This is a genomic window from Rhodopseudomonas sp. AAP120, from assembly GCF_001295845.1.
GTDB lineage: Bacteria > Pseudomonadota > Alphaproteobacteria > Rhizobiales > Xanthobacteraceae > Rhodopseudomonas.
Window position 1 is genome coordinate 48,468 of sequence record NZ_LJIC01000021.1, and the last position, 19,843, is coordinate 68,310.

General features: G+C 66.8%; 17 protein-coding genes and 1 riboswitch. Of the genes, 15 read left to right on the plus strand and 2 right to left on the minus strand.

Annotated features, from left to right (window positions below):
* Positions 1–15 precede the first annotated feature (15 nt).
* From trbF to uca, 12 genes are all read left to right on the plus strand, one after another.
* On the plus strand, positions 16–720 hold the full coding sequence (trbF, locus tag IP86_RS04805; RefSeq protein WP_024100055.1) for a conjugal transfer protein TrbF: 705 nt from the start codon (positions 16–18) through the stop codon (positions 718–720).
* Positions 717–1,718 (plus strand): P-type conjugative transfer protein TrbG, encoded by a 1,002-nt coding sequence (trbG, locus tag IP86_RS04810; RefSeq protein WP_054161377.1) that lies wholly within the window; start codon positions 717–719, stop codon positions 1,716–1,718. The genes trbF and trbG overlap by 4 nt, the downstream gene beginning before the upstream one ends.
* Before the next feature lie 2 nt (positions 1,719–1,720).
* Positions 1,721–2,983: a TraB/TrbI/VirB10 family type IV secretion system protein gene (locus IP86_RS04815; RefSeq protein ID WP_054161378.1), complete on the plus strand. Its 1,263-nt coding sequence runs from the start codon at positions 1,721–1,723 to the stop codon at positions 2,981–2,983.
* Positions 2,980–3,225 carry a DUF2274 domain-containing protein gene (locus tag IP86_RS04820; RefSeq protein WP_054161379.1) on the plus strand — a complete coding sequence of 82 codons (246 nt, stop codon included), beginning with the start codon at positions 2,980–2,982 and terminating at the stop codon, positions 3,223–3,225. The genes IP86_RS04815 and IP86_RS04820 overlap by 4 nt, the downstream gene beginning before the upstream one ends.
* 405 nt (positions 3,226–3,630) lie before the next feature.
* Positions 3,631–5,373: a nitrilase-related carbon-nitrogen hydrolase gene (locus IP86_RS04825; RefSeq protein ID WP_054161380.1), complete on the plus strand. Its 1,743-nt coding sequence runs from the start codon at positions 3,631–3,633 to the stop codon at positions 5,371–5,373.
* Between the two features lie 197 nt (positions 5,374–5,570).
* The gene (locus IP86_RS04830) at positions 5,571–6,542 is read left to right on the plus strand and encodes a CobW family GTP-binding protein (protein WP_054161381.1); all 972 of its coding nucleotides are present in this window, start codon (positions 5,571–5,573) and stop codon (positions 6,540–6,542) included.
* A gap of 145 nt (positions 6,543–6,687) precedes the next feature.
* A riboswitch (guanidine-I (ykkC/yxkD leader) is annotated at positions 6,688–6,795 on the plus strand.
* 74 nt (positions 6,796–6,869) lie between these two features.
* Positions 6,870–7,940, plus strand: coding sequence for a putative urea ABC transporter substrate-binding protein (locus tag IP86_RS04835; RefSeq protein WP_054161382.1), 1,071 nt, complete (start codon positions 6,870–6,872; stop codon positions 7,938–7,940).
* 46 nt (positions 7,941–7,986) lie between these two features.
* Positions 7,987–8,805: an ABC transporter permease gene (locus tag IP86_RS04840; RefSeq protein ID WP_054161383.1), complete on the plus strand. Its 819-nt coding sequence runs from the start codon at positions 7,987–7,989 to the stop codon at positions 8,803–8,805.
* Positions 8,802–9,593: an ABC transporter ATP-binding protein gene (locus tag IP86_RS04845; protein WP_054161384.1), complete on the plus strand. Its 792-nt coding sequence runs from the start codon at positions 8,802–8,804 to the stop codon at positions 9,591–9,593. The genes IP86_RS04840 and IP86_RS04845 overlap by 4 nt, the downstream gene beginning before the upstream one ends.
* Positions 9,594–9,632: 39 nt before the next feature.
* Positions 9,633–10,475 carry an urea amidolyase associated protein UAAP1 gene (locus IP86_RS04850; protein ID WP_054161385.1) on the plus strand — a complete coding sequence of 281 codons (843 nt, stop codon included), beginning with the start codon at positions 9,633–9,635 and terminating at the stop codon, positions 10,473–10,475.
* Positions 10,476–10,477: 2 nt separating this feature from the next.
* A complete protein-coding gene (locus IP86_RS04855) occupies positions 10,478–11,113 on the plus strand; it encodes an urea amidolyase associated protein UAAP2 (RefSeq protein ID WP_054161386.1) in 636 nt (211 codons plus the stop codon).
* Positions 11,114–11,115: 2 nt separating this feature from the next.
* Complete coding sequence (uca, locus tag IP86_RS04860) at positions 11,116–14,664, plus strand: urea carboxylase (RefSeq protein WP_054161387.1); 3,549 nt, start codon at positions 11,116–11,118, stop codon at positions 14,662–14,664.
* Here the strand turns inward: uca and fsrB are convergent.
* Together fsrB and IP86_RS04870 are read right to left on the minus strand one after the other, a co-directional pair.
* On the minus strand, positions 14,606–15,919 hold the full coding sequence (gene fsrB / locus IP86_RS04865; protein ID WP_054161388.1) for a siderophore utilization protein FsrB: 1,314 nt from the start codon (positions 15,917–15,919) through the stop codon (positions 14,606–14,608). The genes uca and fsrB overlap by 59 nt on opposite strands.
* Positions 15,920–16,231: 312 nt before the next feature.
* Positions 16,232–16,420: a hypothetical protein gene (locus IP86_RS04870; protein ID WP_054161389.1), complete on the minus strand. Its 189-nt coding sequence runs from the start codon at positions 16,418–16,420 to the stop codon at positions 16,232–16,234.
* Between the two features lie 189 nt (positions 16,421–16,609).
* Here IP86_RS04870 and IP86_RS04875 point away from each other — a divergent pair, with 189 nt between their 5' ends.
* The 3 genes from IP86_RS04875 (at position 16,610) to IP86_RS04885 (ending at position 19,771) form a co-directional block, all read left to right on the plus strand.
* Complete coding sequence (locus IP86_RS04875; protein ID WP_245290536.1) at positions 16,610–17,449, plus strand: IclR family transcriptional regulator; 840 nt, start codon at positions 16,610–16,612, stop codon at positions 17,447–17,449.
* Positions 17,450–17,521: 72 nt separating this feature from the next.
* The gene (locus IP86_RS04880) at positions 17,522–18,499 is read left to right on the plus strand and encodes a Bug family tripartite tricarboxylate transporter substrate binding protein (RefSeq protein ID WP_054161390.1); all 978 of its coding nucleotides are present in this window, start codon (positions 17,522–17,524) and stop codon (positions 18,497–18,499) included.
* Positions 18,500–18,553: 54 nt separating this feature from the next.
* Positions 18,554–19,771 carry an ABC transporter substrate-binding protein gene (locus IP86_RS04885; RefSeq protein WP_054161391.1) on the plus strand — a complete coding sequence of 406 codons (1,218 nt, stop codon included), beginning with the start codon at positions 18,554–18,556 and terminating at the stop codon, positions 19,769–19,771.
* Positions 19,772–19,843: the final 72 nt, after the last annotated feature.

The following is a 19,843-nucleotide window of genomic DNA, read 5'->3' on the forward strand; positions in this document are numbered from 1 at the left end:
TCAAGGAGAACACCCATGCGATTCAAACGCCCGCAGGTGCGCTATGCCGACACGCCGCAGCCTGCGACCCCTTACCAATCCGCCGCGCAAGTGTGGGACGAGCGCATCGGTTCGTCCCGCGTGCAAGCGAAGAACTGGCGGCTGATGGCTTTCGGCTGCCTGCTGCTGGCGCTGCTGATGGCCGGCGGCCTGGTGTGGCGCTCCGCGCAATCCATCGTCACGCCCTACGTGGTGGAGGTGGACAACGCGGGCCAGGTGCGCGCCGTCGGCGAAGCCGCCACGCCATACCGGCCCAGCGATGCGCAGGTGGCCTACCACCTGGGCCGCTTCATCGAGCTGGTGCGCTCGCTATCCATCGACCCCATCGTCGTCCGCCAGAACTGGCTCGACGCCTACGACTACACCACCGACAAGGGTGCCGTGGTGCTCAACGACTACGCGCGCACCAACGACCCGTTCGCGCGCATCGGCAAGGAATCCGTCACGGTGCAGATCACCAGCGTGACCCGCGCCAGCGACACGTCTTTCAACGTGCGCTGGACGGAGCGGCGCTTCGTCAATGGCGCCGCGGCGGGCACTGAACGCTGGAACGCCGTGATTTCCATCGTGCAGCAGACCCCGCGCACCGAACAGCGCCTGCGCAAGAACCCCTTGGGCATCTACGTCAACGGTCTGTCGTGGAGCCGCGAACTGGATTCTTCCGAAGGAGCCAAGCCATGAATCCGCTTTTCCGTAAATCCGCCTTGCCGTTGATCCTGCTTGCTGCGGCTGTCTTGTTCTCTGGCTGCGCCACGCAGGGCAAGCCGCCACCGGCCATCTCGCTCGATGAGCCGGTGCAGGCCCAGCCGCTGCCGGAGCCGCCCGCGCCGGTGGAAGTGGTCAAGGTGCCCGAGCCGCTGGCGCTGCCGGCGCAGTTGAAGCCATTGCCCGAAGCCGAGGACGCCAAGCCCGCGCCGGAACCGGCCGACGAAACCGTGCGCGTCTCGCGTGCCAACGCCGAGGCCCGCATCGCACCCACGCGCGAGGGCTATGTCAATGCGATTCAAGTGTGGCCCTTCACCGATGGCGCGCTGTATCAGGTCTATGCGGCCGTGGGCCGCGTGACCGTGATCGCGCTCCAGCCGGGCGAGGAACTGGTGACGGTCGCCGCCGGCGATACGGTGCGCTGGATCGTGGGCGACACGTCCAGCGGCAGCGGTGATGCGCTGCGAGTCAACGTGATGGTGAAGCCCATCCGCTCGGGCCTCAAGACCAATCTGGTCATCACCACCAGCCGGCGCACCTACCTGCTGGAGCGGACCTCGACCGAAAAGACGTGGATGGCCTCGGTATCGTGGGAGTACCCGAAGGACAAGATGCTGGCCTTGCAGCGCCAGGCGCAGGCGGCCAGCACCGCCGCGCCGGTCGATACCGGCTTGTCGCTGGAGAAGATCCGCTTCCGCTATGCGATCAGCGGCAGCAATCCGCCGTGGAAGCCGCTGCGCGCCTTCGATGACGGCGAGAAGGTCTATATCCAGTTCCCGCCGGGCATCGCGCAAGGCGAGCTGCCGCCGCTGTTCGTCATCGGCGCGCAGGGCGACGGGCAACTGGTGAACTACCGCTTCCGTGCGCCGTACTACATCGTGGATCGCCTCTTTGGCGCGGCGGAGCTGCGCCTGGGCGGCGACAAGGGCGACGTGGTGCGGATCGAGCGCACGGACGGCGCGCGGAGGAACTGACCATGAGCCAGGACGACACCCCCGACCGTGCCGCGCCGCAGGCGGGCAAGGTCGCGCCCGAGGCGGTGGCGCTGCGCGCGCAGCCGCGCCCGGTCACGCGCCTGAACCGGCGCACGCTGGCGATGCTCATGGGCGGCCTGTCGGTCGCCGTGCTCGGGGCCACCATCTGGTCGCTCCAGCCGCATCGGCGCAGCGCCGATGAGCAGCCCGAGCTTTACAACGTCGATCGCGTCTCGAAGTCCGAAGGGCTGGACGGCCTGCCGGCCGACTACTCCAAGCTGCCGCAGAAGGTGCCCGAGCTGGGGCCGCCGCTGCCGGGCGATCTTGGCCCGGCCATCGTGAACTCGCAGCAGCCGGTGACACCAACCTATGCGCCGCCTGGGCCCGACCCCGAGGACGCCTTGCGCAAAGAGGCGGACGCGGCGGCGGCCTCGGCGGTGTTCTTCCGCTCGGGCCAACAGGGCAAGGCCGCAGCGCCTGCCACAGCCCAAGCCGCTGCGGCTGCGCCGGGTAGCGCCTTCGACTCGCTGGCGGCCGGGCCGGCCTCGACGGCGGCCCAGCCTGCCGACCCGACCGCCACGCAGAACCGGCAAGACCAGAAGGAGGCGTTCTTGAAAGGCGGTTCTACGGAAACCCGCAATTCCGGCAATCTGCAAATGCCGGCCTCGCCGTATCAGGTCATGGCCGGAACAGTGATCGCCGGGGCGCTGGTGACGGGCATCAAGTCGGATTTGCCGGGCGACGTGATCGCCACGGTGACGGAGCCGGTCTATGACTCGGCGACGGGCAAGTTCCTGCTGATCCCGCAGGGATCGCGCATCCTCGGCAAATACAACAGCCAGGTCAGCTACGGACAAAGCCGGGTTCAAGTGGTCTGGAACCGGATCATCCTGCCCGACACGTCTTCGCTGACCATCGACAACCTGGTGGGCACCGACCCGGCCGGCTATTCCGGCCTTGAAGATGGCGTGGACTACCACTGGGGCCGCATCGTCGCCGGCGCCGCGCTGACAACGCTGCTGGGAGTGGGTGCCGAGTTGGCCGCGCCGGAGAACCGGCAGGACGGCAACCGCATCGTGATCGCGGGGCGCGACAGCGCGCAGGACAGCATCAATCAGGTCGGCCAGGAGATGACCCGGCGCAACATGAACATCCAGCCGACGTTGACCGAGCGGCCGGGCCTGCCGGTGCGGATCATCGTCAACCGCGACTTGGTGCTGCGGCCGTACCAGCCGATGTTCTTCCAAAGGGGGGCGATCCGATGACCACGGGCAAGAAGCTGCGGCTCGGGCCGCTGCCGAAACTGGAATCCACGAAGATGACCTTCGCGTGCCCGGCCAGCCTGCGGGCCGACCTCGACCGCTACGCGGCGCTGCACGCGCAGACCTACGGCGAGGCGGTCGATGCCGTGACGTTGATCCCGCACATGCTGGAGGCGTTCATGGCGGGAGATCGAGGATTCAAGAAGGGCACGGCAACGCGGCGCGCGCCGTCGAAGCCGACATGATGGCGTCGCCTACCATCCAGCGGCATCCATCGAACGCGCAGCCCCAGGGCTGCGCGTTCTTCGTTCTGGATGCCGCCAAGCCATTTGGGCTATGATGATGAAACAGGCCCGCCGTTCCTCGGCAATCCCGCACGATCTAGCGCGATACGGCTTGCTCTCCCGATGCTCTTATGTGGCTCCTAGCCTCCGACGCCGCACTTCTGCAAAGCGTCCCCCAAAAGAGCTAACCTACTGTCCCATATGTGGTTTCAAGCCTTGCGTGATTTCCACGAAAGACTTGACACCGGCACTTTTTTGTTGCCCGCTGACAGGGCCGTCAGCTCACCGAGATCACCAGCGTCCTCGCCGCGTGCGTCGGACGCAGCCATCATGGCCGGCCGATCGCGGCCGGCGACGGAGCCTTTCATGACCACGATGCCGAGCTATCGCGCCGCGACCGTTCAATTCGAACCGACGATGTACGAGAAGGAGCGCAACATCGCGCGGCTCGTCGCGCTGTGCGAGGAGGCTGCGGCCGGCGGCGCCCGCCTGATCGTCACGCCCGAGATGGGGACCACCGGCTACTGCTGGTACGACCGCGACGAGGTGCGGCCGTTCGTCGAAACCGTTCCTGGCCCCGCCACCGATCGCTTCCAGAAGATCTGCGAGACTCACGGTTGCTACATCGTGCTCGGTATGCCGGAAGTCGATTCCGCCACCGACCTGTTCTACAACACCGCGGTGCTGATCGGCCCCCAGGGCATCGTCGGCAAGCATCGCAAGTCGCATCCCTATATCGCCGAACCGAAATGGGCCGCCAACGGTGATGTCGCCCACCAGGTGTTCGACACCGAGCTCGGACGCATCGGCCTCTTGGTGTGCATGGATCTGCACTTCTTCGAAACCGCACGGCTCGAGGCGCTCGCCGGTGCCGACGTGATCTGTCACATCTCCAACTGGCTGGCCGAGCGCACCCCGGCGCCGTACTGGATCACGCGCGCGTTCGAAAATTCCTGTTACGTGATCGAGGCCAATCGCTGGGGGCTGGAGCGTACCGTGCAGTTTTCCGGCGGCAGCTGCGTGATCGCGCCGGACGGCAGCATCGCGGCCTCCATCGACAGCGGCGACGGCGTCGCCTATGCGCAGATCGATCTCGGCGCGGTGCGCAAGCGCGAGGTGCTCGGCGAGAAGGTGTTCGCCAAGCGTCGGCCCGAGCTCTACGCCGAGCTGATGAGCAACAGCTTCACCTGGAATCCGGGCGATTTCTTCCGGCTCTACGGCTATCAGCCGATCCCCAAGGGCAAAGTGTCCCAACTCGCCGTCGTGCAGTTCGCGCCGAGCGACGACCCGGCTGCGAACCTGGCGACGATCGAGCGGCATGCGCGCGACCTGCTGACGCGCGGCAAGCCGGAGATGATCGTGTTTCCAGAACTCGCCCTGACCGGACTGGGCGATCCGGCGGCGCGGGCCGAAGCGCTGGAAGGCCCGACGGTCGCCGCCTTCACCCGGCTGGCGATGAAGCTACGCACCTATCTGGTGGCCGGCATCGCGGAACGCGAGGGCACGGCCGTCTACAACACCGCACTGCTCGCAGGGCCTGAAGGCCTGGTCGGCAGCTATCGCAAGATCCATCTCGGCAATGCCGACGCCGGCTGGGCGACGGCGGGTGACAAATGGAAGGTGTTCGATCTGGCGATCGGCCGTGTCGGTCTGGCGATCGGCCACGACGCGCTGTATCCGGAAGCGATCCGCGCGCTGGCGTTGCGCGGCTGCGACATCGTCGCCTGTCCGGCAGCGATCGCCGGCGTATTCACTGGCGCGCATGCCGGCACCACCATCCCGCACAACTACCCGATCCCGAAGGGCGCCGATCCGTATCACTGGCACGCCTTCCGCGCCCGCGGCGGCGAAAACAACATCTATCTGGCGTTCGCCAATGTCGCCGATGCGGCGCGCGGCATGCTCGGCGCCAGCGCGGTGTTCGGTCCCGACACCTTCGCGTTTCCGCGGCAGGAGTCGGCGATCCTCGACGGCGAGGACAGCGCCATCGCGCAGATCGACACCAGCAACCTCGACACGCCTTATCCGACCAATGTGGTGCGCCGCAAAGACCTGATCGTGATGCGTCTGCCGCACCATTATCTGCCGCTGGTCACCTGGCATCAGTAAAGCCGGTACGCTGAACGCGAACCGACCGAGGCCCGCGCACAAGCGTGCGGGCCACGCCTAGGGTCAAACTCGACGGACACGCGCAAAGGTCAGCGCACGTGGTCGCATCCTTTGACGGCCCGCGAAACGAAATGTTATAACATTGCAAATGAGGAGGGCACCGCTCTCCGACCGCGACCGAGCAGAGGAAGCCGACGATGCAGCAGGAGCAGCCCCCGACCCCCGTGACCGTGCTGACGGGCTATCTCGGTGCCGGAAAAACTACTTTGCTCAACCGCATTCTGACCGAGCACCACGGCAAGAAATACGCGGTGATCGTCAACGAATTCGGCGAGGTCGGGATCGACAACGACCTCGTCGTCGACGCCGACGAGGAAGTGTTCGAGATGAACAACGGCTGCATCTGCTGCACCGTCCGCGGCGATCTCATTCGCATCATTCAGGGACTGATGCTGCGCCGGACCAAGTTCGACGCCATCCTGGTCGAGACCACCGGCCTCGCCGACCCGGCGCCGGTGGCGCAGACCTTCTTCGTCGACGAGGACGTTCGCGCCAAGACCAAGCTGGATTCGATCGTCACCGTGGTCGACGCCCGGCATCTGCTCGAACAGATCGAGACCGCGCACGAAGCGCAGGAACAGCTCGCCTTCGCCGACACCATCCTGCTCAACAAGACCGATCTGGTGGCCGCCGACGACCTCAAGCGCGTCCAGGCCCGGATCCGCCGCATCAATCCCACCGCCTCGATCCACCACACCGAGCGCTGCGCGATCGACCTCGACCACGTGCTGGGCCGCGGCGCCTTCGACCTCGACCGTATTCTCGAGGTCGAGCCCGACTTCCTCGACGAATTCCACGAGCACGAACACGACGATCATATCGGCAGCTTCTCGCTGGTGACGAAAGAGCCGCTCGACCCGCAGAAATTCCTGCCGTGGATCGGCACCATCGCCCAGCAGTTCGGCGTCGATCTGCTGCGGATGAAGGGCATCATCGCCTTCAAGGGCGACAGTGAGCGCTACGTCGTTCAGGCCGTGCACATGCTGCTGGAGGGCGATCATCAGCGGCCGTGGAAGGACGGCGAGCACCGCGTCAGCCGGCTGGTGCTGATCGGCCGCAATCTGCCCAAGGACGTGATCGAACACGGCTTCATGGCCTGCCGGGCCTGATGCGGCGCGGCCGCCACCTCGGCGCAGCCTGATACCAACAACGACTTTGCGTGCAGCAGGCTGGCGAAAGAAACCGCAGCCGCTGCCCATTGTTTGTGCCGCAGGCATCTTTCCAACCACGCGGCGGCGACGTTAACTGGCCAGCAGAGTTGGTGGCTAGGGTTCCGGCCTTGTTTGCAAGGTGCTGGTCCGAGAGCTGCCCCCCGAGGGGAGACATCCCTCGGACGCACGGCGGGATAAAAGCCCGGGAGGCCTCGTAAGCCGAGGAATTGGCAAACGATGGTCCGTTTCAATTCCTCATTGTGTCTTGATGTGAGGAACTGACCGATGCGGACAACACGCTTCCTTTCTTCCCTGATCCTCGCCGGCTCGATCGTGGCGCTCAGCGTCACCGGAGCCTCCGCCGCGCCGAAGAAGGATTTCAAGGTCGGCTGGTCGATCTATGTCGGCTGGATGCCGTGGGGCTATGCGGCCGACACCGGCATCGTCAAGAAATGGGCCGACAAATACGGCATCACCATCGAGGTGAAGCAGTTCAACGACTACGTCGAGTCGATCAACCAGTACACCGCCGGCGGCTACGATGCGGTGACGATCACCAACATGGACGCGCTGTCGATCCCGGCGGCGGGCGGCGTCGACACCACCGCGGTGGTGATGGGAGACTTCTCCAACGGCAACGACGCGGTGATCCTGAAGAACAAGACCGACCTCGCCGCCATCAAGGGACAGAACGTCAATCTGGTCGAATTCTCCGTGTCGCATTATCTGCTGGCGCGCGCGCTGGAGACCAAAGGGCTGAGCGAGAAGGACATCAAGGTGGTCAACACCTCCGATGCCGACCTCGCCGCCGCCTACAAGACTCCGGACGTCACCGCGGTGGTGACCTGGAATCCGATCGTCTCCGAAATCCTCTCCGCGCCCGACGCCAAGAAGGTGTTCGACTCCTCGCAGATCCCCGGCGAGATCATGGACCTGATGGTCGCCAATACGCAGGTGGTGAAGGACAACCCCAACTTCGCCAAGGCGCTGGTCGGGATCTGGTACGAGACCATCACCAAGATGCAGGCGGCGGGCGCCGAGGGCAAAGCCGCCAAGGAAGCGATGGCGAAGGCCTCCGGCACCGACCTGGCCGGCTTCGACAGCCAGCTCGCCTCGACCAAACTGTTCGACAAGGCGGCCGATGCCGAGGCCTTCACCAAGAGCGCGACGATCGGCACCACGATGGACCGCGTCCGCAAATTCCTGTTCGAGAAGGACCTGCTCGGCAAGGGCGCGAAGTCGGCCGATGCGGTCGGCATCGAACTCGCCGACAAGACCGTGCTGGGCGACAAGTCCAACGTGAAGCTGCGCTTCGACGCCAGCTACATGGACATGGCCGCGCAGGGCAAGCTGTAACACGGCACACTGTCAGCACCGCTCCCAGCAACCTCGGAACCCGACGATGCGCCTCATCAACGTCAGACCCGGACGACAGCTGGCCTTCTATATGGCCGCGCTGCCGTTCGTGCTGGTGGCGATCGCGTACTTCGTCGGCTCCGAGGCGCGGCTGGCGGAGAACCCCAACGACAAGCTGCTGCCGGCGCTGACCAGCATGGTGCAGGCGGTCAAGCAGATGGCGTTCCAGGTCGATGCCCGCACTGGCAACTATCTGATGTGGACCGACACGCTCGCCAGCCTGATCCGGCTGGTGTCGGCGCTGGCGATCTCGACCGCGGCGGCGCTGCTGCTCGGCATCGTTATCGGCCTGCTGCCGAGCGCAAACGCGCTGCTCGGCCCGTTCGTTTCGGTCACCTCGATGGTGCCACCGCTGGCGCTGCTGCCGATCCTGTTCATCGTGATGGGGCTCGGCGAGAATTCCAAGATCGCGCTGATCGTGATCGGCACGCTGCCCTGCATCATTCGCGACCTGTCGATGAAGGTGCAGGAGCTGCCGCGCGAGCAGCTGATCAAGGCACAGACCCTCGGCGGCTCGACCTGGCAGATCGCGCTCCGCGTCGTGCTGCCGCAGATCCTGCCGCGGCTGATCGACTCGCTGCGGCTGCAGCTCGGCCCCGCCTGGCTGTTCCTGATCGCCGCCGAAGCGATCGCCTCCGACTCCGGCCTCGGCTATCGCATCTTCCTGGTGCGACGTTACCTGGCGATGGACATCATCATCCCCTACGTCGTCTGGATCACGCTGCTCGCCTTCATGATGGATTTCGCGCTGCGGCTGCTGCAGCGCAAGGCCTTCCCATGGTTCGCATCGGTGAGGGCGGAATGAGCGCGATCCGCTTCGAGGACGTCTGGAAGGAATACGGCGATCACATCGTGCTCGAGCGCATCACGCTCGACGTCGCGCCGCGCGCCTTCCTGGCGCTGGTCGGCCCGTCCGGCTGCGGCAAGACCACTTTCCTGCGGATGCTGCTCGGCGAGGAAACGCCGAGCCGCGGCCGCATCCTGGTCGACGGCGCGCCGCTGAAGCCGGAGCCCGACGCCGATCGCGGCGTGGTGTTCCAGCGCTATTCGGTGTTTCCGCATCTCACCGTGTTGCAGAACGTGCTGCTCGGCCGCGAGCTGCAGCAATCCAGAGTCCTGGGCCGGCTGTTCGGGAGCGCGCGGCGTGCCGCGACCGAACAGGCGATGACGCTGCTCGCCGAAGTCGGGCTGAAGGGCCACGAGCAGAAGTATCCGGCCGCGCTGTCCGGCGGCATGCAGCAGCGCCTGGCGCTGGCGCAGGCGATCATGCGCGGGCCGAAGATCCTGCTGCTCGACGAGCCGTTCGGCGCGCTCGATCCCGGCATCCGCGCCGAGATCCACGAGCTGATGAAGCGGCTGTGGAACGAGACCGAACTCACCGTGGTGATGGTGACGCACGACCTGTCCGAGGCGTTTCGGCTGGCGACGCGCGTGATCGCGTTCGAGCGCCATCGCAACCGGCCGGAAGAGCGCGAACGCTACGGCGCGACGATCTCGCGCGATCTCGAAATCTATCCGCGGCGCGTCGCGCAGCCGCGGCTGCTGCATCCGAACCGCTCCGGCCGGGACGACCCGGCCGAACAGGGAGCATGAGCCGGGACGACCCGGCGCTTGTCTGATGGGAGGACAACCATGATCCTGACCGAGCAGGAGCAGGCCGAAGTCGAGGCCAACCGCCAGCGCTACGAACACCACAAGGCGCTGGGCCAGCAGCAGGCGCCGAAAGCGCTACCGCCGCCGACGCCGCGCGACGGCGCGCCGATCGCCGAGGACGCGATCATCCATCGCGAGACCGTGCCGGGCGGCTGGTATTGGGTCACGAAGCTCGCGCGCGGCGAAGCGCTGCGCATCGTCAACACCAGCGGCACCGCCTGCGTCTGCCTGCAGGCCTGGAACGCGCACGACACCAGCGAGCGGCTCAACCACGCCGACACCATCAAGGTGCAGTGGGCCGCGACGCTGCGCAAAGGCCGGGTGATCCTGTCCGACATGGGCCGCGCACTGCTCTCGGTGATCCAGGACACGTCCGGCGCGCACGACACCATGGTGGGCGGCTCCACCGCTGCGACGACAGCGGCGCGCTACGGCGCCAAGAACTTCCGCAACACGCGCGACAACTTCGTGCTCGCCGCCGGCAAGCTCGGGCTCGACCGCCGCGACCTGCATCCCTGCGTGTCGTTCTTCGCGCCGGTGAGCGTCGATCCGCAGGGCCGGTTCGAATGGCACGGCGAGCGCCGCAGCAAGGGCGACTTCGTCGATCTGCGCGCCGAGCTCGATCTGCTGGTGGCGCTGTCGAACTGCCCGCACCCGCTCGATCCATCGCCGACCTACGCGCCGGGCGACGTCGAGATCATCCGCTACCAGGCGCCCCAGCCGGCCGAAGACGACCTGTGCCGCACGGTCTCGCTGGAAGCCAAGCGCGCGTTCGAGAACAACGCGTTCTATCTCGCCTCCGGCGTCGCTGGGAGGGCGTGAGCATGACCGCGATTCCCGCCTCCGCCCGCATCATCCTCGACGCCACCATCCCGGCCCGCACACCGTGGTCGGCGATCATTCGCAAGGGCCAGACGCTGCGCATCGTCGACAGCCACGGCCAGCAGGCCGTCGATACGCTGTTCTACGCCGCCGACGATCACGGCGAGCGCTACAGCGGCCAGGATACGTTGCGCGCGCAGGGCTCCGCCTATGTGTCGACCGGCACGCGCATCATGTCGACCGAAGGCCGCACCATGCTGCGCATGGTGGCCGACAGCTGCGGCCTGCACGACACCTCCGCCGGCGCCTGCTCGTGCGAGAGCAACACCGTGCGGTTCGGTCACCAGACCAAATATCTGCACGCCTGCCGCGAGAACTTCCTGATCGAGGCCGCCAAGCACGGACTATCGAAGCGCGACATCGTGCCGAACCTCAACTTCTTCATGAATGTGCCGCTCGATCCGTCCGGCAATTTCACCGTGGTGGACGGCGTGTCGAAGCCCGGCGACTACGTCGAGATGGTCGCCGAGATGGACGTGCTGTGCCTGATCTCGAACTGCCCGCAGGTCAACAATCCCTGCAACGGCTTCTTCCCGACGCCGGTGCAGGTAGTGATCTACGAGGCGGGCGAGGACTGATCATGTTCGACAAGGTCCTGATTGCCAACCGCGGCGAAATCGCCTCGCGGATCGGCCGCACGCTGCGCCGCATGGGCATCCGGTCGGTCGCGGTGTATTCCGACGCCGACCGCTTCACCCGCGCGGTGCTGGATGCCGACGAAGCCGTCCGCGTCGGCCCGGCGCCGGCGGCGGAGAGCTATCTCAATGTCGACGCGATCATCGCTGCCTGCATCGCCACCGGCGCCAAGGCGGTACACCCCGGCTACGGCTTCCTGTCGGAGAACCGCGGCTTCGCCGAGCGGCTCGCGCAGCACGGCGTCGCTTTCATCGGCCCGCGACCGGAACACCTCGACGCCTTCGGCCTGAAGCACAAGGCGCGCGAGATCGCGGCGCGGAGCGGCGTGCCGCTGCTGCCGGGCTCCGGCCTGCTCGAGACGATCGACGAGGCGCTCACTGAGGCCGCGCGGATCGGCTTTCCGCTGATGCTGAAGAGCACCGCGGGCGGCGGCGGCATCGGCATGCAGCTCTGCCACGACGAGGCGACGTTGCGCGAGCGCTTCGCCACCGTCCAGCGCACCGCCCGCGCTTCGTTCGGCGACGCCCGCGTGTATCTGGAGCGCTTCGTCGCGGTCGCGCGGCACATCGAGGTGCAGATCTTCGGCGACGGCCGGGGCAATGTGATCGCGCTCGGCGAACGCGACTGCTCGCTGCAGCGGCGCAACCAGAAGGTCGTCGAGGAAACCCCGGGGCCGGGCATCTCGGATGCGATGCGCGCGCGATTGCATCAGGCCGCGGTCGCGCTCGGCCAAAGCGTCAACTACGAATCCGCCGGCACCGTCGAGTTCATCTACGACGTCGAGCGCGAGGACTTCTACTTCCTCGAGGTCAACACAAGGCTGCAGGTCGAACATCCGGTCACCGAGGCGGTGTTCGGTATCGACCTCGTCGAATGGATGGTGCGACAGGCCGCCGGCGACAGCCCGCTCGCGAACTACATGCCGCGCGCGCCGCAGGGTGCGGCGATCGAAGTGCGGCTCTACGCCGAGAACCCGAGCGCCGGCTTTCGCCCGTCCGCCGGCCGGCTGACGCATGTGGCGTTTCCCGACAGCGCCCGGATCGACGGCTGGATCGAGACCGGCGTCGAGGTGACGCCGTTCTACGACCCGATGCTGGCCAAGATCATCGTGCATGCCGAAGACCGGCCGCGCGCGATCGCCAAACTGATCGACGCCCTGCGCGACACGGCCGTCGCCGGTATCGAAACCAATCTCGATTACTTGCGGGCGATCGCGCAAGCCGAGGTGTTTCACAGCGGCCGCGTCGCCACCAACGTGCTGGCGAATTTCGCCTTCGCGCCTCGTACCATCGACGTGCTGGCGCCGGGCGCGCAATCGGGCTTGCAGGAATTGCCGGGCCGGCTGCATCTGTGGCATGTCGGCGTGCCGCCGAGCGGCCCGATGGACGAACGCTCGTTCCGGCTCGCCAATCGCCTCGTCGGCAATCCGGAGACGACCGCAGCGTTCGAACTGACGGTGAACGGCCCGACGCTACGCTTCAACACCGACGCCGTGGTGGCGCTGGCCGGCGCCCGCATGGTGGCGCGGCTCGACGGCGGCGAGGTCGGGCATCATGCGCCGATTGCCGTGAAGGCCGGCCAGACGCTGGCGATCGGCAAGGTCGAAGGCGCAGGGCAGCGCTGCTATCTGGCGGTGCGCGGCGGCTTCGCGGCGCCGGAAATTCTCGGCTCGCGCGCCGTGTTCATGCTCGGCGCGTTCGGCGGCCACGCCACCGGCGTGCTCAAGGCCGGCGACGTTCTGCACGCCGCAGCGCCGAACGCCACGCTGCCGACGCCGCGCGCGGCAACGACCGAGGAGTTGCCGCCGCTGACCCGCGACTGGCGGATCGGGGTGATCTATGGCCCGCACGGCGCGCCCGACTTCTTCCGCGACGACGACATCGCCACGCTGTTCGAGGCGGACTACGAGGTGCACTTCAACTCGGCGCGCACCGGCGTGCGGCTGATCGGCCCGAAGCCGCAATGGGCGCGCAGCGACGGCGGCGAGGCCGGGCTGCATCCGTCGAACATTCACGACAACGCCTACGCGATCGGCTCGATCGACTTCACCGGCGACATGCCGATCATCCTCGGCCCCGACGGGCCGAGCCTCGGCGGCTTCGTCTGCCCGGCCGTGGTGGCGCGCGAGGAACTATGGAAGATCGGGCAACTCCGCCCCGGCGACAAGCTGCGCTTCGTGCCGGTTATGCGCGCCGAAGATCCGGTCGCGGGGCCGACGGTGCTGCGCGCGCCGGCCGACCTCGGCTCGGCGATCGTCGGGCGCCGCGACGATCAGGCCATCCCGGTGGTGTATCGCCGCGCCGGCGACGACAATCTGCTGATCGAATACGGCCCGATGGAGCTCGACATCACGCTGCGGCTGCGCGTCCACGTGCTCGCCGAGGCGGTGGCGCAGGCGCGACTGCCCGGACTGATCGATCTGACGCCCGGCATCCGCTCGCTGCAGATCCACTACGACGGCACCAAGCTTTCGCGCCGCAAGCTGCTCGACGCGCTCGGCGAGCTCGAACGCGACCTGCCAGCAGTGGACGCCATGCAGGTGCCGAGCCGCATCGTGCATCTGCCGCTGTCGTGGAACGATCCGCAGGCGGTGCTGGCGATGCGCAAATATCAGGAGCTGGTGCGGCCGGACGCGCCGTGGTGTCCGTCCAACATCGAGTTCATCCGCCGCATCAACGGCCTGCCCGATGAAGACGCGGTCAAGCGCATCGTGTTCGACGCCAGCTATCTGGTGCTCGGGCTCGGCGACGTCTATCTCGGCGCGCCGGTGGCGACGCCGGTCGATCCGCGGCACCGGCTGGTGACCACGAAGTACAATCCGGCCCGCACCTGGACGCCGGAGAACGCGGTCGGCATCGGCGGCGCCTATATGTGCATCTACGGCATGGAAGGCCCCGGCGGCTATCAGCTGTTCGGCCGCACCATCCAGATGTGGAACAGCTGGCGCTCGACGCCGGAGTTCAAGCCCGGCCATCCCTGGCTGCTGCGGTTCTTCGACCAGATCCGCTTCTTCCCGGTGAGCGCCGACGAGCTGCTCGACGCCCGCGAGGCGTTTCCACACGGCGCCTATCCGCTGCGAATCGAGGACACGATGTTCTCCGCCGCCGACTACGCCAGAAGCCTGCAGGACAACACCGCGTCGATCGCGGCGTTCAAGACGACCCAGCAGGCCGCGTTCGAGGCCGAGCGGCAGCGCTGGAAGGAGCTGCGGCTCGATCAGGTCGCGGACAACACCGACCTCGCCGAGGGGCCGAGCGAAGACATCCCGGACGGCCACGTCGGCGTGTTCTCCGAAGTGCCGGGCAACGTCTGGAAACTGACCGTCGCGGAAGGCGAGGCGGTCGAGGCCGGCCAGACGCTCGCGATGATCGAATCCATGAAGATGGAGATCGCGATTCCCGCCACGGTGCAGGGCATCGTCCGCAGCGTGAACGTCAAGCCGGGGCAGACCCTGCGCGCCGGGGATCTGGTGTGCGCCCTGGAGACGACGTAGTCGCGGCGCTGCGGCGGGACGCCAGACGCGCCCGCCGCTTGCGCGCCCAGATCACCACGCCGGTGACCGACAGCGCCGCCACGACGAGGCCCATCGCCGAGATCAGGATGCGCCCGGGCAGGCCGAGGATGCGGCCGGAATGCAGCGGGAACTGCATCTGCACGAAGATGTCCGCCGCGGTGCCGACCCAGGGCAGCCGGTCGCCGAGCGGGCGGCCGTCTTCGCTGTCGTAATACAGCTGCGCCGGACCGACGCCGGCGGCGCCATGATCGTCGCCGGGCTTGAAGAACGCCGCCGCATAGACGCCGTGGGCCGGGCCGTAGAACAGCGAGCCGAGCGGTTCGGTGAAAGCGCGCGCCTTGCCGTCGGCGGCCGCGCGCTCCGCGATCTGCGCGAAGGTCATCTTCGGCTCGATCGGATCGTCGAGGCTGCGATACGGCCGCTGTTCGAAAGGCGTCGGCGTGTAGTTCGACACCGTCTTCATCAGCGGCGAGAACACTTCGAAATACAGGTTGAGCGAGAACGCCGTGAAGGCGACCACGAACAGCACCGCCCAGGTCCACAGGCTGAAGGCACGGTGGATGTCGAAATTGATCCGGTAGGCGCTGCCGGAGGTCTTGATCTTCCAGGCCGGCGCCCAGCGCGCCCAGAAGCCCTTGCCGAGCTGCCGCTTCACCGCCGGCGCCTGGCCGGCGCGCAGCAGCTTGCGGGCCGGCAGCGTCAGATAGAAGCCGACGAAGCAGTCGATCGTCCAGATGATCGCGATGATGCCGAGCAGCCGCGCGCCCCAGCGATCGCTGCCCCAGAACTCGGGAATGTGCATCGTGTAGTGCAGCTTGTACAGAAACGAGACGAAGTTCTCGCTGGTGACCGGCCACACCGCGCCCCAATAGCGGCGGCCGAGTTCGGCGCCGGTGTTGGGATCGAGGAAGATCTGGTTGTAGTCGAGCGTGTAGCGCTTGCCGGTGGCCGGATCGATCCGCGGCTGCACGAAGAACGCCAGCGAATGACCGGGTTCCGGCGTCATCGGGAAGAAGATCACGCGCGCCCTCGGATCGCGCTGTTCGATCTGCTTGGCGAGATCCACCGACGCAATCGCCGGGCCCGGCGTCGAGACGTCGAAGAACTTGGCGTTGAGCGTCTCGTCGATCTCGTGATCCCACGAGATCACCGCACCGGTCACGCCCGAGAAAAACAGGAACGCGGCGGTGAGCAGACCGGCCCAGCGATGCAGACGTCCGAACACCGCTCTCATGCGACGCTCCGCACGTCGAGGCGAGCCGCAACGGCCGGCGCCCCGCATGGGCGCACGACGACATCACGCGCCGGAAGGAGCGGGCGAATGGCTGACGTGATCATGGGCGCATCTCCGCTTGAGCAGAACCGTTCTGATCCGCTCTAACGTGTTGCGCTGCTGAGTACAGACGTGCGCGGCTGGAATCGTTCAAACTACCGGGGGCGGCTTCGCGCGGCCCGCCAGCGGCAGTACGACGTCAGCGTTGATGCGACATCGTGCCTCGGAGCGATGCGATGTGCCGCGTCGCCCCGAAAGCAGTTCCGCGCACGATCAGGCCGACCAGCGGTCCTCTTCCTCGCGGTGTGCCTGCTCGTTGAGGCGCTGCGCGATATTCTCGGCGATCTGCTTGCTTTTGGCCTCGGCGATCTTCTCGCCGTCCTGGGTCTTCAGTTCATTGCGCTCCGCATGAACCGGGAAATCATCCGGCTCCAGTTCGTCGCCACCCGTCGGATCCGGCATCGCTCGTCCTCCGCGTTCCTGCCTTTGGTTGCGGGAACAACGCTCATCGCTCGAAATAGTGCCGCGGGGATTGTGTCCACATATTGGACGGAGATGCCGGTATGCTGATAATAATTGGACATCGCCGCGTTCGTCTTCATAATGCGCCGCATGATTGAAGACACGCCATCCCACCCGTTCTCCGCGCCCATGCTCTCCGCCCCGGCCATGCTGGCCGAAAGCGCCGGCGACGCCGCGTTCGCCACCACGCTCGCCAAGGGCCTGATCGTGCTCGAGGCGTTCGATGCCGCAGCGCCACTGCTCGGCAACATGCAGATCTCGGCGCGCACCGGCATTCCGCGGCCGACCGTGGCGCGGTTGACCCATACGCTGGCCGAGCTCGGCTATCTGCGCTACGACCCGGCGCTGTCCAAATACGGCCTCGGCACCCGCGCCCTGCGCATCGTGCGGCCGCTGCTCGCCGACATGCCGTTTCGCCAGCTGGCGCGGCCGCTGATGCAGGACCTCGCGGTCAGCGTCCGCGGCACGGTGTCGATCGGGCTGCTCGACGGGCCGTCGATCATCTATGTCGAAACCGCGCGCTCCGGCGACGTCGGCCCGCATAGTCCGGACATCGGCCTGCCGATTCCGGTCGTGCGCACCGCGATGGGCCGGGCCGCGGCGGCGCTGCTGCCCGACGATGAAGCGCGTGCTCTGGAATCGCGGCTGGCAACGTCCGACGCGCCGACATGGGAAAACTACGCCGAGCTGTATCGCTCCGGATTGGCGCAATGCGCCGAGCGCGGCTTCTGCACCTGCTTCGGCGAGTACATGCCGGCGATCCACGCCGTCGCGGCGCCGCTGTTTCGCGCCAAATCGCTGCAGCGCACCTTCGCGATCAACTGCGGCATTCCGGAATTCCGCCTGCAGCCGGGTCAGCTCGAAGCCGAGATCGGGCCGCGGCTACGCGCGCTCGCCGCCAGCATCCGCGCGCTCGTCGGCGAGCCCGAACCTATGATCCCCCAGCGGAACAACGCTGCGGCACTCTGAGCCTGGGGGAGGTCGATCGAACATCCAGGGCCGCCAGCCAACGAGCGGGCCGGAACCACCACGGAGGACCACATGCCCCTGACCCGACGCACCCTGCTCGCTTCGGCGGCCGCATTCGCCGCCGCGCCGGCCCTGCCCGCTTTCGCCGAAACCGAATGGCCGACGCGGCTGGTGCGGATGATCTCGCCCTACGGCGCCGGCGGCGCCAATGACATCTCGCTGCGGATCTTCAACGAATATTTCGAGCGCGAGCTGAAGCAGCAATTCATCGTCGAGAACAAGCCCGGCGCCGGCACCCGCATCGCCAACGAGATGGTGGCGCACGCGCAGCCGGACGGCCATACGTTCCTCTACGTCGCGGCACCTTATGCGACCGCCGAGGCGCTGTTCGGCAAGCTCAACTACGAGCGCAAGGACTTGGCGCCGGTCGCGATGGCGGTGACGGCGCCGATCTTCCTGATCATCAACGCCAAGTCCGACTACAAGACGCTGCCCGAACTGATCGCCTACGGCAAATCCAAGAAGGAAGGCCTGACTTTCGCGTCGCCGGGCCCCGGCTCGCAGCCGCATCTCGCCGCCGAGCTGCTATTCAAGACCGCCGGCGTCAAAGGCCTGAACATCCCGTTCCGCGGTGACTCGGCGTCCTACACCGAACTGCTCGCCGGCCGCGTCGATGCCACCTTCACGGCGATCAGTTCGGCGCTGCCGCACATCCAGGCCGGCAATTTCCGCGTGCTCGGCGTCGCCTCCGCGCAGCGCAGCGCGATTGATCCGGAGGCGCCGACGCTGGTCGAACAAGGCTTTCCGCAGATCGTCGCGGCCGGCTGGTACGGCTTCATGGCGCCCGCCGCGACGCCGGCGCCGATCGTCGCCAGGCTGCAGGACACCGTGCTGCGCGCGCTACAGGACCCGGCCGTCAAGCAGAAGCTGCTCGACCAAGGCCTGGAGGCGAGCGGCCGCAGCGGACCGGAGTTCGCCGCGTTCATCGATGCGGAAACTAGCAAATGGAGCAAGGTGATCGAGGAGGCGGGCCTGAAAGGACAACAATAGAAGCCGCGTCCGGCGGCCATGCGACGACAACGACGAATAGCAACGAGGAACGCCATGAAGACACTGATCGCCGGCCTCGCCGCCGCGATGGCCATCGCCTGCGCGGCCCCCGCCGCCCACGCGCAGAAGAAATACGATCCCGGCGCCACCGACAGCGAGATCAAGGTCGGCCAGACCGTGCCGCTGTCCGGCCCGGCCTCGGCCTATTCGTCGATCGCCAAGACCCAGGCCGCCTATATGCGGATGGTCAACGAGCAGGGCGGCGTGGGTGGCCGCAAGATCAACCTGATCCAGTATGACGACGCCTACTCGCCGCCCAAGACCGTCGAGCAGGTGCGCAGGCTGGTCGAAGGCGACGAGGTGCTGCTGACGTTCCAGATCATCGGCACCGCGCCGAACGCCGCGGTGCTGAAATATCTCAACGCCAAGAAAGTGCCGCAGCTGTTCGCCGCCACCGGCGCGGCACGCTTCACCGATCCGAAGAACTTCCCCTGGACGATGGGCTTCAACCCGAGCTACTTCGTCGAGGGCCGGATCTACGGCCAGTTCATCCTGAAAGAACACCCGAACGCCAAGGTCGGCGTGCTGTGGCAGAACGACGATCTCGGCAAGGACTATCTGGCCGGCATCAAGGCCGGGCTCGGCGACAAGGCCGCCAAGATGATCGTGGCCGAGGCGTCCTACGAGCTGTCCGAACCGACCATCGACTCGCAGATCCTCAAGATCCGCGACTCCGGCGCCGACCTGCTGTTCAGCGCCGCGACGCCGAAGCAGGCCGCGCAGGCGATCAAGAAGCTGTACGAGATCGGCTGGCACCCGATCCACATCATCGACATCAATGCCGGCTCGATCGGCGCCGTGCTGAAGCCGGCGGGCCTCGAGGCCTCCAAGGGCGTGATCAGCGTCGGCTACGTCAAGGAGCCGGACGATCCGCAGTGGGCGAATGACGAGGGTAACAAGCGTTATCTCGATTTCATGGCCAAGTACTATCCGGACGGCGACCGCAATTCGAGCTTCAACGTCTACGGCTACATCACGGCGCAGCTTCTGGTGCAGGTGCTGAAGCAATGCGGCGACGACCTGACGCGCGACAACGTCATGCGCCAGGCCAGCAACCTCACCAACGTCCCGCTCGACATGCTGCTCCCCGGCATCACCGTCACCACCACGCCGACCGACTACCGCGTCAACAAGCAGTTCCAGATGGCCAAGTTCGACGGCGAAAAATGGCAACGCTACGGCGACATCATCACCGACCAGGCGAAGGAGTAGCAGCCCCTCCCCGACTGCAGCGCGCTCCCTCTCCCGCTTGCGGGAGAGGGCTGGGGTGAGGGCGCCCCAGGC